Below are 13,215 nucleotides of genomic sequence, written 5' to 3' on the forward strand. Positions count from 1 at the left end.
TCAGCGGGCCGGGAGAACACAGGAGTCCATCCGGCGCCCACGCGGCCACCGCGAAACCCATCCACATCAGTCAGTCCAGCAGCCCTTCACGGGGCTGCCCTGGAACCGCCTACTCACGAATTAGGAGCACTCTCCAGGTGAAGGAGCGTATCGGGTCCTATCCGTCTGTCCCTACCGGAGGCGGTGGTCGGGGGGCTCCCGCTGGCGGTTGCTGCTGGTGGAGACGATCCGTAAGGCCGGTGTGGACAGGGCGATAACAGCGGTACTGGCGCCATGGCGCGAACCACGGATGGTGCTCGACCCGGGCAAGGGCCTGCTGGATGTGGTGCTCGCGGTCGCACTGGGCGGTGACTGCCTTGCGGGCGTCGGTCTGCTGCGTTTTGAGAGTGGGCTTCAGTAGCCTGCGGCAAGTTGCACAGCGGCGGCGGCGCCGGCCAGGTAGCCCGACGCCATGGCGGCCGCCATGGACGGCGGGACCGAGGTGGCCGCGTCCCCGGCCGCGTACAGCCCGGGGACACCGGTCCGGGTCATTGCGTCTACTTTGATCGCCTCGACGCTGAGCATTTCGTCCGGTTCGGTCAGGGATGCTCCGAGGTCGCGGGCCAGCGTGGAGCGCTGGTAGAGAGTCGTCTTGACCAGCAGTGCACCGATGGGGAGTTCTCCGCCGTCGGCGAATATCGCGGCCCGCAACTCGGCCCCTGGCCCGTGGAGGCCGGTGATCGGCCGCTCGTCGAGGCCCACTCCGCCGACGGCCAATTGCTCGCGGTGCTGGTCGGTCAGCTCACTGCCGTTGGTCAGCAGCGTGATCCGATCGCTCCAAGCACGGAGGTTCAGAGCTCCGTGCACGCCGACCGCGCCCTCCGCAAGAACGCCCATGGGGCGGTCGCGGACTTCCCAGCCGTGGCAGAACGGACAGTGGAAGACCGAATTACCCCATCGCTCGTCCATGCCGGGCAGCCGTGGGTAGCGGTAGTCCATTCCGGAGGCCAGGACCATGCTTCGGGCTCGCTCGCGACGGCCGTCGCTGAAGGTCACAGCGAAGCTTCCGTCGTCCTCCTGCACTCCATGGGCGACTACGCCCCGGTGTACCTCAACGGACGGGTAGGCCGTCAGTTCCGCGCGCCCTGCGGCATAGAACTCAGCGGGAGGGCGTCGATCGTGTCCGAGCAGACCTCCGATGCCCGAGGCGGCGAGGTTGCTCTGCTGGCCGGCGTCGATAACCAGTGTCCTTCGCCGGGCCCGGCCGAGTGTGAGCGCGGCACTCATTCCGGCGGCCCCCGCGCCGACCACGATGCACTCCCTCATACCGGTGTCGTCTTCTCTCATGACACTCACTGAACCAGCCGCTGACGTGCGCGGACATACACAGGTGGCGCGGCTGAATACGAGCTTGTACGGCGCATAGAATCGAGCGGGTGGACATGATCAGTCAGGCGATCTCCAGCCTCCGGGTCGGACGTGGCACCGTCCGACGATTCCGGCAATCGGGTTCGTGGGGTATGCGGTACTCCGGCTTGACCGGGAGCGGCTTCCACGTGGTCCTCCGGGGCAGCGGCTGGCTCATCGCCGCCGACGCGCCGCCCGTCGCCTTGCAGCCGGGCGATGCCGTCCTGATCACGTCCGGAGCAGACCACGGGCTCAGCCACGCTCCGTGTGCGCTTCGCGGGCTGCCACAGGTGGTGCTGAGCCTGGACCAGCCGGTTTCCGGCTCCGCCGACTTCGAGTTCCTCTGCGGTGCCTACCGGTTGGACCATGGTCAGGTGCACCCGTACCTCGGGGCGATGCCGGACCTGCTCGTGGTGTCTCCCGACTATGAGCGGTTCCCGGCGTTGCGATCGGTCGTCAGCCTGCTCGACGACGATGCGTCGCAAGCGCAGACGGGTACGGACGTGTCTCGGTCGGCGGTACTCGATCTGATGCTCGTTCATGTCCTGCGTCAGTGGATGGAGGACGAGGGCTCGAAGGGCCTGCCCGCGATGTCCGACCCGGCTATCGCTGCCGTACTGCGCACGATCCACAACAGTCCGCAGACCCAGTGGACGGCTTCGCGACTCGGCGAGACCGTGGGCATGTCCCGGGTGACGTTCACGAGACGCTTCGCCTCAGTGGTCGGCAAGCCGCCCATGACGTATCTGAGGGACTGGCGACTGGGTTGTGCCGCGCGGCTGCTCCGAGAAACCGACGCATCGTTGGCCGCGATAGCCCGGCAGATCGGATACTCGACGGAATTCGCTTTTGCAGGGGCGTTCCGTCGCGAGTACGGCGTCTCACCGGGTCGGTTCCGGCAGGTGCACAAGGCACAGCATCAGCAGTCCGGCCGGAGATGACGACAAGCATCACGTAGAGTCACACGGCAGGGGCGCCGTGTTCGGGCCGGTGGCCTCCGACCCGACGGTCTCCCGCCTCATCGACACCCTCGCAGCCTCCGGTGAGAAGGCCCTACGGGCCATCCGCACAGCGCGGGCTGAAGTCCGCGAACGCGTCTGGCGGTTGGCCGACCGCAAAGCGCCTGATGCGGGCGGGACGGTGACCGTGGACCTCGACGGGGTGCTGGTGATCGCGCACTCGGACAAGGAGGACGCCGCACCCACGTGGAAGCGAACCTACGGCCACCACCCGCTGATGGGGTTCGTCGACCACGGGCCGGGCGGCACGGGTGAACCGGTCGCGGCCCTGCTCAGAGCAGGCAACGCCGGATCGAACACGGCCGCCGACCACATCACCGCCGCCCAACTGGCCCTGGCCCAGCTACCGAAGAAGTACCGGCGCGGACGCCGGACCCTGATCCGCACCGACTCCGCGGGCAACACCCACGACTTCGTCGCCTGGCTCACTCAGCGGGGACGGTGGCTGTCCTACTCGGTCGGCATGGCGATCACCGAGCAGGTCCACCAGCATGTGCTGAGAGTTCCGGCATCGGCCTGGACGGCGGCCGTCGAGGCGGACGGCGCGATCCGTGACGGCGCCTGGGTCGCCGAACCCACCGGCGACGTCCTGGACGGCTGGCCCAAGGGCATGCGGCTGATCGTCAGGAAGGAACGGCCGCACCCCGGAGCCCAGTTACGGCTCACGGATGCGGACGGCATGCGGCTGACCTGCTTCGCGACCAACACCTCGGGCCGACCGGTCGCCGAGCTCGAACTGCGTCACCGGCTGCGGGCGAGGGCCGAGGACCGGATCCGGGCCGCCCGAGCCACCGGCCTGCGCAACCTGCCCCTGCACCGCACGGCCCAGAACCGGATCTGGCTGGAGATCGTACAGATCGCTCTCGACCTGGTGGCATGGATGCCGATGCTCGCTCTGACCGGCAAGGCCCGGCTCTGGGAGCCCCGCCGACTACGGCTCCGCCTGTTCACCACGGCCGGACAGCTCGTGACCACCGGCCGCCGACGGATCCTCCGCCTGGCCCGGCACTGGCCCTGGACCAGCCACATCACCACAGCTCTCGAACGGCTCGCACTCCTGCCGAACCCCGGCTGACCAGCAGATTCCCGCCCCTACGACAGCAGCTCAACACCCGGAGCAGTGGAACCCGGCGCCACCCCGAGACGACACTCGGGTCCTGGGCATGCACAACATCAGCCCACGGCACGAAAACGGTCTACCGACTGCGTCGGCGGACCGTCACGAAACTTCGAGGCTAGTCGACACTGCAACAGCGGACAAAATTTCACTTACTGCCCTCTCAGTGTCCAGGGACTCACCGACGCGGAAGGCGAACTGGTCTACCTCGGCCGTGCCCGGCCCGGATCGACCACCGACCTGCCCGCCGCCCGCGCCGGCGGCACCTTCCGCACCCTGGGCCGCCGCCCGAGAGGTAAAGGACACAACGGCTGGGAGAAGCTCACCGACTCCGCCCACGCCCGACTCCGCGCGCCAGTAGAGCGAGCCTTCGCCGTACTCATTTTCTCGTGAAGTCCACGATCTCGTCCTTCACCGCTTCGGCGTTCTCCTCCGCCAGCCAGTGACCCGACTTCGGAATCTCCACTGCACGCTTGATATTGGTCAGTTTCGACTTAAGTGTCGGCTTCGCGCTAGCCAGTGATCCCGTCGCCGTCAGCAGCAGCGTGCGGGTGTTCACGGAACGAGCCGCTGCGTTGTCGCGCTCGTCCTTGTCCAGGCTCCGGTAGAGCTCGAATCCGGCGCGCAGCACCTCCGGGCGGCTGTACGTACGGACGTATTCGTCGGTCTCCGCCCTGGTGAAGGGCGACTTGGTCCGCGAGCCGCCGAACGCCGATCCGCCGTAGGCGACCTGAGGATAGAACCCGGTGAGATATTCGCGCACGTCATCCGGATTGTCGACGAGCCGCTCGGGAATCTTCTTCTGGCTGTTGAACGCCATGTGCCAGGAGAACGTGCGATATTGCGCGGCGGGCAGCTTGCGCCCCGGGAGCGGATAGTCCATGTGCGTATACGAGCTGACTTGCTCAGGGTATTGCGAGGTGTACTGGAAACCTACTCCGCCGCCGAGATCGTGCGCGACCAGGTCGAATTTGTCGAGCCCGATACGGTCCTGCAGCAAACCGTGGACATAGCGCGCCAACGTCTTCTTATCGAAGCTCGGAGGGCTACCCCTGCTGTCTCCGAGGCCGGGCAGGTCCAGCGCGTAGACGGTGTGCTTCTTGGCGAGCGCGGGCATGATCTTGCGCCACTCGTACCAGCTTTGCGGCCAGCCGTGCAGCAGCACCAGCGCCGGACCTGAGCCGCCCTTGACGTAATGCATCCGCACCTCGCGTACCTTCGCGAACTTGTGCTTGAACGCCTTGTTGAACTCGTCGTCGTGCTTTGTCGCGGCGTCGCACGAGACAGAGGTGGAGGTGGAGGCCGGGGACGCGGCCTCCATGTCCTCCGCGTTCCACGACGCCGCGCTGCCCGCGCCGAGCGCCATGACCAGCGCGCCCGCCCGAGGATGCGATAGCGCCGGTGTCCGTGCTTGTGTCTTTGCGACTGCTTCTGCGTCTGTGTCATGGGCCGACCGTCGCAGCCAGCCTTGCGATCCTGCGATACTTTTTGCAGTGTCGCAAACCGCTGCCGGAAGGAGAGACGGCTTCGTGGAAGACGATGAGACGGTCCTGCAGAACGTCGGCCCGAGGCTGCGGAGGATTCGGCAGGCTCGCGGAGTGACCCTGACCGAACTGGCCAACCGGACGGGGCTCATCCCGAGCACCATCTCCCGCATCGAGCGCGGGCAGACCCGCCCCACTCTGGAACAGCTCCTTCCCCTCGCCCGCACCTATGGAGTCGCGCTGGACGAACTCGTCGCGGCCCCCGCGACAGGCGATCCCCGCGTGCATCTGCGCCTTGTCCGCAAACACGGGCTGACGTTTGTGCCGCTCGGAATGCAGTCCGGCGGCCTTCAGGCATACAAAGTCATCTATCCGCCCGCCTTCCAGCTCCCGCCCCCGCGCTACCATTCACACCCCGGACGTGAATGGTTCTACGTCCTGAGCGGGACGGTGCAGCTCGTCCTCGACAGCACGCGCACGGAATTGGCGGCGGGCGAGGCCGCAGAATTCAGCACCGACGTCCCCCATTGGATCGGCAACGCCAGAGAGGACATGCCGTCGGAGACCATCGCCATCTACGGTCCCCAGGGCGAACGTCTCCACGTCACGGACGTCTGACGTCTGACCTTCAGGGGCATGGACATGGCCATGTCCTACAGTAGCTAGGCGCTTCAAGAAACCAAACTTCCAAAGTCCCTCCCCTCCAATTCAGGAGGAGGCTCCATGGCTGATGACGTCATTGTGCCTGGTGCTGAGCATTCCCGATCTACGCGCTGGCGAGTGAAGATCGCTTCTGGATGATGGCGAGGATCGCGTGCAGCAGGCCGGTGATGCGGTTCGGACTGATGCGTACCAGGTCCAGTACTCGCCAACGTTTGAGTACGGCGAAGGCTCGCTCTACTGGCGCGCGGAGTCGGGCGTGGGCGGAGTCGGTGAGCTTCTCCCAGCCGTTGTGTCCTTTACCTCTCGGGCGGCGGCCCAGGGTGCGGACGGTGCCGCCGGCGCGGGCGGCGGGCAGGTCGGTGGTCGATCCGGGCCGGGCACGGCCGAGGTAGACCAGTTCGCCTTCCGCGTCGGTGAGTCCCTGGACGTTGACGCCGTGGTCGGGGTGCTTGCCGCTGTAGAGCGGATCACCGTTGGTCTCCGTAGTGAGCGCCGAGCTGGGCGAAGGTATCGCCTTTGGCGAGGTGGACAAGGACCATGACGGCTTGGTCGAAGGAGGTCAATTTCCGCCGAGAGCCGCGGAGTTCGCCCCTTCGGGTGGCGATGAGGTTCTCCAGCCAGGAAACGAGGTCATCGGATACGTCAAGGGTGGCATGATAGGTGACCACGAAGCTCCCTTGCTCCGTAGCGGAAGTTGGCACTATCGCAACGGGCAGGGAGCTTTGTGCGTCACGGCCCTGCCGTCACCCGGTCCGGGCACGAACGGAAGACCTCACTGGGTGAGCTCCCTTCTTGCCACGAGCAGGTGATCGAGCGCATGGCCGCCATCGACGTCACCGTGAGCCACGCGGTGGAACAGCTCGACGCCCGGGTCATCAGCGCCCAGGAGGCGGCCCTGCTCGGCGTTCAGCGGGGCTCGATCGTCATCGTGATCCGGCGGACCTTCTACGCGGAGGACCGGGCGGTGGAGACGGCCGGCATCGTCGTCCCCACCACCCGGTGCGAAATCGTCTACGAGACGCCCTACTCCTGACCGGGGTACTGCCACCCCAGCTTGGCCAGCGCCTCGGCCCGCGCGTCGACCACCGTCATGCGCGGCGCGCGCTCCCGCTCGTCGGTGTGGCTGCCCTGGGCCGTCAACTGGCCGGGGTGCTTGCGGTAGAGGAGCCCGACCTCGGAGAGGAAGTAGCCGCGGCTCACCGCGTTCAGCGCGAGGAGCAGCCCGGTGTCCTCGGACGCGGGGAGCGCCATCCATCCGCCCAGTGCGGTGAGCAGGTCGCGCCGCACGCACAGGGTGGCCGGGTGCACCTGGGCGCGGTGGTGGTGGGCCCGCCAGTGCTGCAGCACGTCGCCGCGCTCGATGGGCCCCTCGGGCGGATCCCCCTCGAAGCCCGCGGTCGAGCCGTCGGGCAGCAGATCCAGCACGCGGGACGTCGTCCAGCCGACGCCCGGCTCGCGCTGGAAGACCGCGAGGTCCCGGCCGAGCGAGCCGGGGGTGAGCTGGTCGTCCGAGTCGAGCACGCGCACCAGGTCGCCGTCCGCGCCGGCGCCGGCGAGCGCCATGGTGCGGGCCGTTCCCGGCCCGCCCTGGCGGCCCTGCTCGAAGGTCACGCGCTCGTCGTCGAGCGGCACGTGTGGCCGGACCTCGTCCGTTTCGCCGTCCTCGCGGATCACCCACTGCCAGCCCCAGCCGACCGGGAGCTCCTGCTCGCACAGCGACCGGTACGCGTCCGCGAGGAAGGGTGCGGACGGGGGGTGGACAGCGGTTACGACCACGATGCGCTGCGCCATGGTCACCACCTCTCCAGCGGGGTGGTGAACTGCAGCTTCGTGCGGTCGCCCGGCAGCAGCACATCCGCGATATCCACCACGCGGTCGTCGGTATCGACGCAGGTCTTGCGAACGGTGAGGACGGAGGTGCCGGGCGGGAGCCCCAGCTCCTCGGCCTCTTCGACGGTCGGCGGGCGCGCGGTGACCAGCTCGTCCACACGGGCCACCTCGATGCCGACGGTGAGCAGTTGGTTGAAGGTCCCGCCCGGCCACGGCTCGCGTCCCTCGTCCAGCAGGTCGGGGTTGGGCTCGATCAGCGACACCGGGATGTGCGACACGCTGACGTTGAACGGGTAGTCTTCCGCCGCGTACCGCGTGCGGTAGGTCCGTTCGAGAAGGGGCGTGCCCTCGGGTACGCCCAGCGCCCCGGCCAGGTCCTCGTTGGCCTTGATCTCCCGGTAACGCGCCGAGAAGACCAGGTCGTTGACGGTGAGCCCGGTGTCGTGCTCCGTCGACCCGGTCTTGGCCCGCTGGGGTGTGGACTCCCGCGCCCGGCTCTTCTCCCACTGGTGCCGCTCGTTGCTCCGCAGCACCGGGATGCGGGGGCTCCGCACGAAACTGCCCCTGCCGTGGATCTTCTCGATCAGCCCTTCGGCCTCCAGCAAGCTGAGCGCGTGACGGATCGTCGGGCCGCTGCGCTTGTACGTCTTCTCCAGCGCCGACTCAGCCGGCAGTTGATCGCCAGGCCGCCGCTCACCTGCACGAATCGACTCGCGCAGGTCCGCCGCGATCTGTTCGTACACCTTCGCCACAGCTATCAGCCCTGTCACTCGTCCGACGCCACCAGCATAAAACTCCTTAAGAGGTGTTGACGACCGGAGGAGACGTGCGCCATAGCCGTGGTAACTCCTTAAGATGAGTTGAGGAGTAGAGGTCTTTAGGGCTTCCGCTCCTCGCTGCTTGAGAACTCCACAGAGCGCATGGGTTAACGAGCGCTCTTCGTTCCCTGATCATGGGACCTGCGCCTCACCGGCCCCGCGCGCATCCGCATCTGAGGCCGCACCAGTCGGCAGCCGACGGCGGAGCGACGGGTTGCGGAAGGCTCCACCGCCGGCTCTCCATCCCACCCACACAGGAGAGATACGCGATGACCATGCGCACGTACGGAGGGGCGCAGGCACAGGAGGCCGTGAACGAGGCGGAGTTCGCGAAGCTGGCGCTGGGGGTCGACGTCGACTTCCAGGCGCTCTTCCTCGGCTCGGACGGCTCGGACGGCTCGGACCGGGAGTCCTCGTCCGAGCGCGCCGGGCGCGAGGACGCGGCGCGTGGGCGTCATGACGAGTCGGACCACGAAGGATCTGCACGCGGTGCTGGGCGTGCTTCAGGAACTCGTCGCTGAGATGGCGGACTTCCCTGGAGGCCGAAGGCGCGTACGCGGGCGTTCCGGTGGTTCTCGTGTGCTTCAGCAAGACGGAGACCCGATGAACACCGGGCTCCCGTCCTGGGCCATGGAAGCCGCGGCCACCGCTGTGGTGGGGTCGCTGCTGTGGGCGGCGGCCCTCGCCGTCCGGACCGTACGGAGGCGCCGTACCCCCGCCGCCGTCGCCGTGACCTCCCTGGCGGCGGTCGGCTGCACCGCGTACAGCGCGGACACGAGCTGGCGCTTCGCCGCTGACTATCTCGACATGGGCAGCACCGCCGAGCTGGCGCTCGTCGCGACCGCGGCTCGGACTCGCCGAGCGCGACCGCGACGCGGCCCAGATCGCCCGGGACCGCGTGACAGCGCGTGCCGTCGAGCTGGCCGCCCGCCTCGCGACGGGGAAGCCGGAGCAGCGGGACACCCGGCACGGCCGCCGGATCGAGCGGCGGCTCTCACGTGCCGTAGCGCGCGCCATGGTCGGTGTCGACGCGCAGCAGCGGCGCCGCCTGCTCGACCAGCTTGCCGCCCGCCGCCACGCCGCGGGCCTGGCCACGGTCGAGCTGGCCTCTCCCTGGGAGGAGCGACCGGACCCCACCGCGTCCGAACTGGCCGCCCAGACGCGCGACCAGATGCGGCGCGCGGTAGGGACTATCCGCGACTCCCCCGGCTGTCCACAGGTGCTGTTCGCGGACGTCTCCGCAGCTCACCCGGTGAACACGGACGGCTGTTCACTTGAACAGCCCGCCCCGCCGAAGCTCGGCACGGAAGAGGCGCGCTCGGTCATCGAGGACGGCCGGCTCAAGGGCCGGACCGTACGCGAGACCGCCGAGCAGGCCACCCGCGCCCCGAGCTACGGCCACAGCGTCTTCGCGCCGCTCGACAGGGAACGCGGGCCGCGCCCCGCGCGGGCCGCCTTCGTCAACGGAACCGACAGCGGCCGTTCCGGCGACTGGCCGCTGTTCCGTGCCACTCGGATCCGCACCGCCGAAGCCCGGCCACGGCCTGCTCGCCGCCGACAACCGCCAAGACCGCCAAGCGCGCCCTGAGGGTGCTCTCGGCCTCGCTGAGCGCCGCTATGGAAGAGGACGTCGGGCTCACACGCAACGTGGCCACGCTGGTCCACGTCCGAGCCTCGACGGACAGCGGCAAGAGCTGGAATGCGGAGCAGGTGCTGCGGTTCCTGGCCGTGGCGCGCCGCTTCACGGTGTAGTACCCGGCGCTGCTGCTGTTCTCGAAAACCGAGACGTCGTACGCACCCCTCCCGCTGCCGCCCCAGTGCATCGCCCCGCTGCGCCGGACCCGCATGCGACCGTGCGGGCCTCGGCGATATGAACCTGAAGGGCCTGCGGAAGTCGTGCGGGACGCTCCTGGTGCACCTCAAGGTGCATCCCAGGGTCGTGAAAGCGATCTTGCGGCATAGCCGGATCTCGACCACGCTCGACATCTACGCGGAAGCACTGGACCCTGACGTGGTCGAAGCAGTCGGACAGCTGGACCGTCTCCTGCGTCAGCCTGAGCGGATGGCGCGCCCGAAGACAGCCGGCCGGGGAGCTACGGTCGGTCCCGGCTGATGTCCGCAGTAGATGTCACGGCGTTCAGTCGGGCATCATCCCATGACTCGATCGTGACGTTCCCTTGCGTGACGCGGAACACAATTCCGCAACCGCCGCCGCCGTCACCGGCGCGATCACTCCGCCGTCCGTGACGATGGCCGTCACCAGATCGGGCGGGGTCACGTCGAAGGCCGGGTTGTACGCCTGCGCGCCCACCGGTGCCACCAGTACGCCCCCTCCCGCAGCCTGTACGGAGCCGCCCCGCACTCCCACGGGAATCTCCGTCACCTCCTGGCCCGGTCGCTGCTCCACCTCGATACCGGCCCCCGTCTCCGTCGTCAGGTCCACCGTGGTCACCGGAGCCACCACGATGAACGGCACCCCATGATGGCGGGCGAGCACGGCCAGCGGATAGGTGCCCACCTTGTTGGCCACCGAGCCGTCCGCGGCTATCCGGTCGGCGCCCACCAGCACCGCGTCCACCTCACCCCCCGCGAACAGCGCACCCGCGGCGTTGTCCGCCAGCACGCTGTATGGCATCCCCTCCCGCGCGGCCTCGTAGGCGGTCAGTCTGGCACCTTGCAGCAGCGGCCGCGTCTCGTCCACCCAGAGTCGCCGCAGCCGTCCGGCCCTGTGCACCGCCCGCACGACACCGAGCGCGGTGCCCCGGCCGCCGGAGACCAGCACGCCCGTGTTGCAGTGTGTGAGCAGCCGCAGACTGCCTCCCGGGACCAGCTTCTCCAGCAGCACGCTGCCATGCTCGGAGAGGCGCTCGCTGGCATCCGCGTCCTCCCGGTGCAGCGCCTTGGCCTCCGCCAGCGCCGCGGCGGCAGCCGCGCCGTCCTCGTCCCCGCCATGGCACGCGAACGCCTTCCGGTACGCCTCCTCCACGCGCCGTACGCCATAGGCGAGGTTGACCGCCGTCGGACGGGCACGGGCCAGCCGGTCCGCGGCGTTCGCCACATCGAACCCCCGCGCCGCGGCGAGGGCGACACCGTACGCGCCCGCGATACCCAGCAGCGGAGCACCTCGCACAGCCAGCGACTGGATGGCGGTCACCAGGGCCGGTACGTCCGTGCACACCAGCTCGACCTCTTCTGCGGGCAGGCGTGTCTGGTCGAGGAGCACCAGCACCGGCCCTTCCGGCAGTTCATCCCAGCGGAGCGCCGGACCACACTGTTCAGCCATTCGAACAGTGTGCCTTGCAACGGTGCCGGTGTTGAACCCGGCCGGGACCCCGAGGGCGGCGCTACGGCGCCGGCTCGCCATGGCACGATGGCAGCCGACCAGGCGACGGAGTGACAGATACCCCGAGGTGACCTCACGTGAACGACTCCCCGGGCTGGGCTTCGCCCGGATCCCCGTCCGAGCCGTCCGAGCCGAGCGGACCGACCGGACCTGCCGATCCGGCCGGCTCCCGCCCGCCCTCCGCGAACGGCGGCGCCGAAGCCCCGAACGACGTGGGGGCCGCGGGCCGCGACGGTGACCAGGGTGGAGACGGGGACGCGGACGGGGTGCGCGCCCCGACGGGGTCCGAGTCCCCGGCGGACGCACCGCCACGCAGGTGGGCGGCTCAGCAGCCGCCCGCGGCGCCCGGGAGGAGCTGGGGCACGGCGCCGCCTGCCCCGCGCTCCGGCCCGCAGCGCTCAGGGGTGCGCCGCTCCACGCAACAGCCCGCCGGCCCGCCCGGCTGGAAAACCGCCTGGTCCCAGCCTCCGCAGGCGCCCAAGCCCGGAATCGTGCCGCTGCGGCCCCTCCGGGTCGGCGAGATCCTGGACGGCGCCGTCAACACCACGCGCGCGCACTGGCGCACCGTACTGGGTATCGCGTTCGTCGTCGCCGTCCTTGCCCAGCTCGTCTCGACCGTCGCCGACGGCGTCTGGTTCCGGGACGCCGAGGGCATCGGCGTCTTCGACGGGGACACGAACCTCAGTTCCGCTCAGGTGTCGGACTTGGTCGGCAGCGTCTCGGTAGCCATCGCCGTCGCTCTGGTGGGCACGGTGATCGTCACCGCGATGCTGACGGTCGTGATCAGCCGCGCGGTCCTCGGCCGCCAGGTCACGACCGGGGATGCCTGGCGCGACTCCCGGCCGCAGGTACCGCGCCTGTTCGGCCTGCTGCTTCTCGTCGTCCTCGCCATGATCGCGGCGGTGATCCTCTGCCTCGTTCCCGGCCTCGCCGCCCGAGCGGCCGGCGCGGACACCCTCGGCACCTCCCTCCAGGCCCTCGGAGTCCTGGCGGGGATCGCGGCGATGATCTCCATCTGGGTCCGCTTCTCCCTCGCGGCCCCCGCGCTGATGCTGGAGAAGCAGGGAGTCATCACCGCCCTGCGCCGCTCCGCGAAGCTCGTGCGGGGCGACTGGTGGCGCGTCTGCGGCATCCAGTTGCTGCCCGTCGCCCTGCGGATCGCCGTCATCTTCCTGGTCCAGCTGCCCATGGCCCTCATCGCGGCCCTCGTCAGTGGTGACGGTGGCTCGATCAGCGAGTCCGCCACGGACACCGGGTGGCTTCCGCTGATCCTCTCGGGCATCAGTGCGGTGATCGCGTCCACCCTGGTCCTGCCGATTACGGCGGGCGTCACCACGCTGCTCTACCTCGATCAGCGCATCCGCCGCGAGGCCCTCGATATCGAACTCGCGCGGGCGGCCGGATTCTCCGGCTACGGCAGCCAGCAGGCCGGCCGGCCGGCCTCGGGAGCCTGATTCCCCGTTTCCTCCCGGCAGGCCCGGGAGGAAACGGGGAATCGGGGGGGCTTTGACCGCCGCCGTGATCCTCCCACCTGCTACAGGGGCTGTCTCTTATA

Annotated in this window: 14 protein-coding genes and 1 pseudogene; 9 read left to right on the forward strand and 6 right to left on the reverse strand. The window is 69.1% G+C overall.

What is annotated here, in order from left to right; genetic code table 11:
- Positions 1-137 precede the first annotated feature (137 nt).
- Positions 138-385: pseudogene (locus G5C65_RS18315) on the forward strand (IS1380 family transposase); the annotation flags it as partial.
- 8 nt (positions 386-393) lie between these two features.
- Here G5C65_RS18315 and G5C65_RS18320 read toward each other — a convergent pair.
- Complete coding sequence (locus tag G5C65_RS18320; protein ID WP_420903331.1) at positions 394-1,326, reverse strand: NAD(P)/FAD-dependent oxidoreductase; 933 nt, start codon at positions 1,324-1,326, stop codon at positions 394-396.
- A gap of 95 nt (positions 1,327-1,421) precedes the next feature.
- Here G5C65_RS18320 and G5C65_RS18325 point away from each other — a divergent pair, with 95 nt between their 5' ends.
- Together G5C65_RS18325 and G5C65_RS18330 are read left to right on the forward strand one after the other, a co-directional pair.
- A complete protein-coding gene (locus tag G5C65_RS18325; protein WP_206441964.1) occupies positions 1,422-2,327 on the forward strand; it encodes an AraC family transcriptional regulator in 906 nt (301 codons plus the stop codon).
- The gene (locus G5C65_RS18330) at positions 2,305-3,480 is read left to right on the forward strand and encodes an IS1380 family transposase (protein WP_338146504.1); all 1,176 of its coding nucleotides are present in this window, start codon (positions 2,305-2,307) and stop codon (positions 3,478-3,480) included. Before G5C65_RS18325 ends, G5C65_RS18330 begins: the two co-directional genes overlap by 23 nt.
- A gap of 421 nt (positions 3,481-3,901) precedes the next feature.
- Here the strand turns inward: G5C65_RS18330 and G5C65_RS18335 are convergent, their stop codons facing one another.
- Entirely contained in the window at positions 3,902-4,888 is a 987-nt protein-coding gene (locus G5C65_RS18335) for an alpha/beta fold hydrolase (protein ID WP_165299937.1), read from the reverse strand.
- A 163-nt stretch (positions 4,889-5,051) separates the two neighbouring features.
- Between G5C65_RS18335 and G5C65_RS18340 the strand changes: the two genes are divergently transcribed.
- Positions 5,052-5,624, forward strand: coding sequence for a helix-turn-helix domain-containing protein (locus G5C65_RS18340; RefSeq protein ID WP_165299938.1), 573 nt, complete (start codon positions 5,052-5,054; stop codon positions 5,622-5,624).
- 148 nt (positions 5,625-5,772) lie between these two features.
- Here G5C65_RS18340 and G5C65_RS18345 read toward each other — a convergent pair whose 3' ends face one another.
- Positions 5,773-6,201 (reverse strand): transposase family protein, encoded by a 429-nt coding sequence (locus G5C65_RS18345; RefSeq protein WP_165299939.1) that lies wholly within the window; start codon positions 6,199-6,201, stop codon positions 5,773-5,775.
- Positions 6,202-6,486: 285 nt separating this feature from the next.
- Between G5C65_RS18345 and G5C65_RS18350 the strand changes: the two genes are divergently transcribed.
- A complete protein-coding gene (locus G5C65_RS18350) occupies positions 6,487-6,702 on the forward strand; it encodes a UTRA domain-containing protein (protein WP_165299940.1) in 216 nt (71 codons plus the stop codon).
- On the opposite strand, the gene G5C65_RS18355 is transcribed toward G5C65_RS18350, so the two are convergent.
- Both G5C65_RS18355 and G5C65_RS18360 read right to left on the reverse strand, forming a co-directional pair.
- Positions 6,693-7,460 carry a glycosyltransferase gene (locus tag G5C65_RS18355; protein ID WP_165299941.1) on the reverse strand — a complete coding sequence of 256 codons (768 nt, stop codon included), beginning with the start codon at positions 7,458-7,460 and terminating at the stop codon, positions 6,693-6,695. The two genes, G5C65_RS18350 and G5C65_RS18355, sit on opposite strands and share 10 nt — an antisense overlap.
- A gap of 2 nt (positions 7,461-7,462) precedes the next feature.
- On the reverse strand, positions 7,463-8,251 hold the full coding sequence (locus G5C65_RS18360; protein ID WP_165299946.1) for a UTRA domain-containing protein: 789 nt from the start codon (positions 8,249-8,251) through the stop codon (positions 7,463-7,465).
- A 335-nt stretch (positions 8,252-8,586) separates the two neighbouring features.
- On the opposite strand from G5C65_RS18360, the gene G5C65_RS18365 reads away from it, so the two are divergent.
- The 3 genes from G5C65_RS18365 to G5C65_RS40155 all read left to right on the forward strand — a co-directional run bounded on the left by G5C65_RS18365 (position 8,587) and on the right by G5C65_RS40155 (position 10,069).
- Complete coding sequence (locus tag G5C65_RS18365) at positions 8,587-8,838, forward strand: hypothetical protein (protein WP_165299942.1); 252 nt, start codon at positions 8,587-8,589, stop codon at positions 8,836-8,838.
- 377 nt (positions 8,839-9,215) lie between these two features.
- Positions 9,216-9,905, forward strand: a complete 690-nt coding sequence (locus G5C65_RS40755; RefSeq protein ID WP_420903332.1) for a hypothetical protein — start codon at positions 9,216-9,218, stop codon at positions 9,903-9,905.
- Positions 9,906-9,934: 29 nt separating this feature from the next.
- Positions 9,935-10,069 (forward strand): hypothetical protein, encoded by a 135-nt coding sequence (locus G5C65_RS40155; protein WP_277608071.1) that lies wholly within the window; start codon positions 9,935-9,937, stop codon positions 10,067-10,069.
- Positions 10,070-10,454: 385 nt separating this feature from the next.
- Here G5C65_RS40155 and mtnA read toward each other — a convergent pair whose 3' ends face one another.
- Complete coding sequence (gene mtnA, locus G5C65_RS18380) at positions 10,455-11,600, reverse strand: S-methyl-5-thioribose-1-phosphate isomerase (RefSeq protein ID WP_165299943.1); 1,146 nt, start codon at positions 11,598-11,600, stop codon at positions 10,455-10,457.
- A 551-nt stretch (positions 11,601-12,151) separates the two neighbouring features.
- Between mtnA and G5C65_RS18385 the strand changes: the two genes are divergently transcribed.
- On the forward strand, positions 12,152-13,114 hold the full coding sequence (locus G5C65_RS18385) for a DUF7847 domain-containing protein (RefSeq protein ID WP_338146503.1): 963 nt from the start codon (positions 12,152-12,154) through the stop codon (positions 13,112-13,114).
- Positions 13,115-13,215 lie beyond the last annotated feature (101 nt).

It is taken from the genome of Streptomyces boncukensis (assembly GCF_011045075.1).
GTDB lineage: Bacteria > Actinomycetota > Actinomycetes > Streptomycetales > Streptomycetaceae > Streptomyces > Streptomyces boncukensis.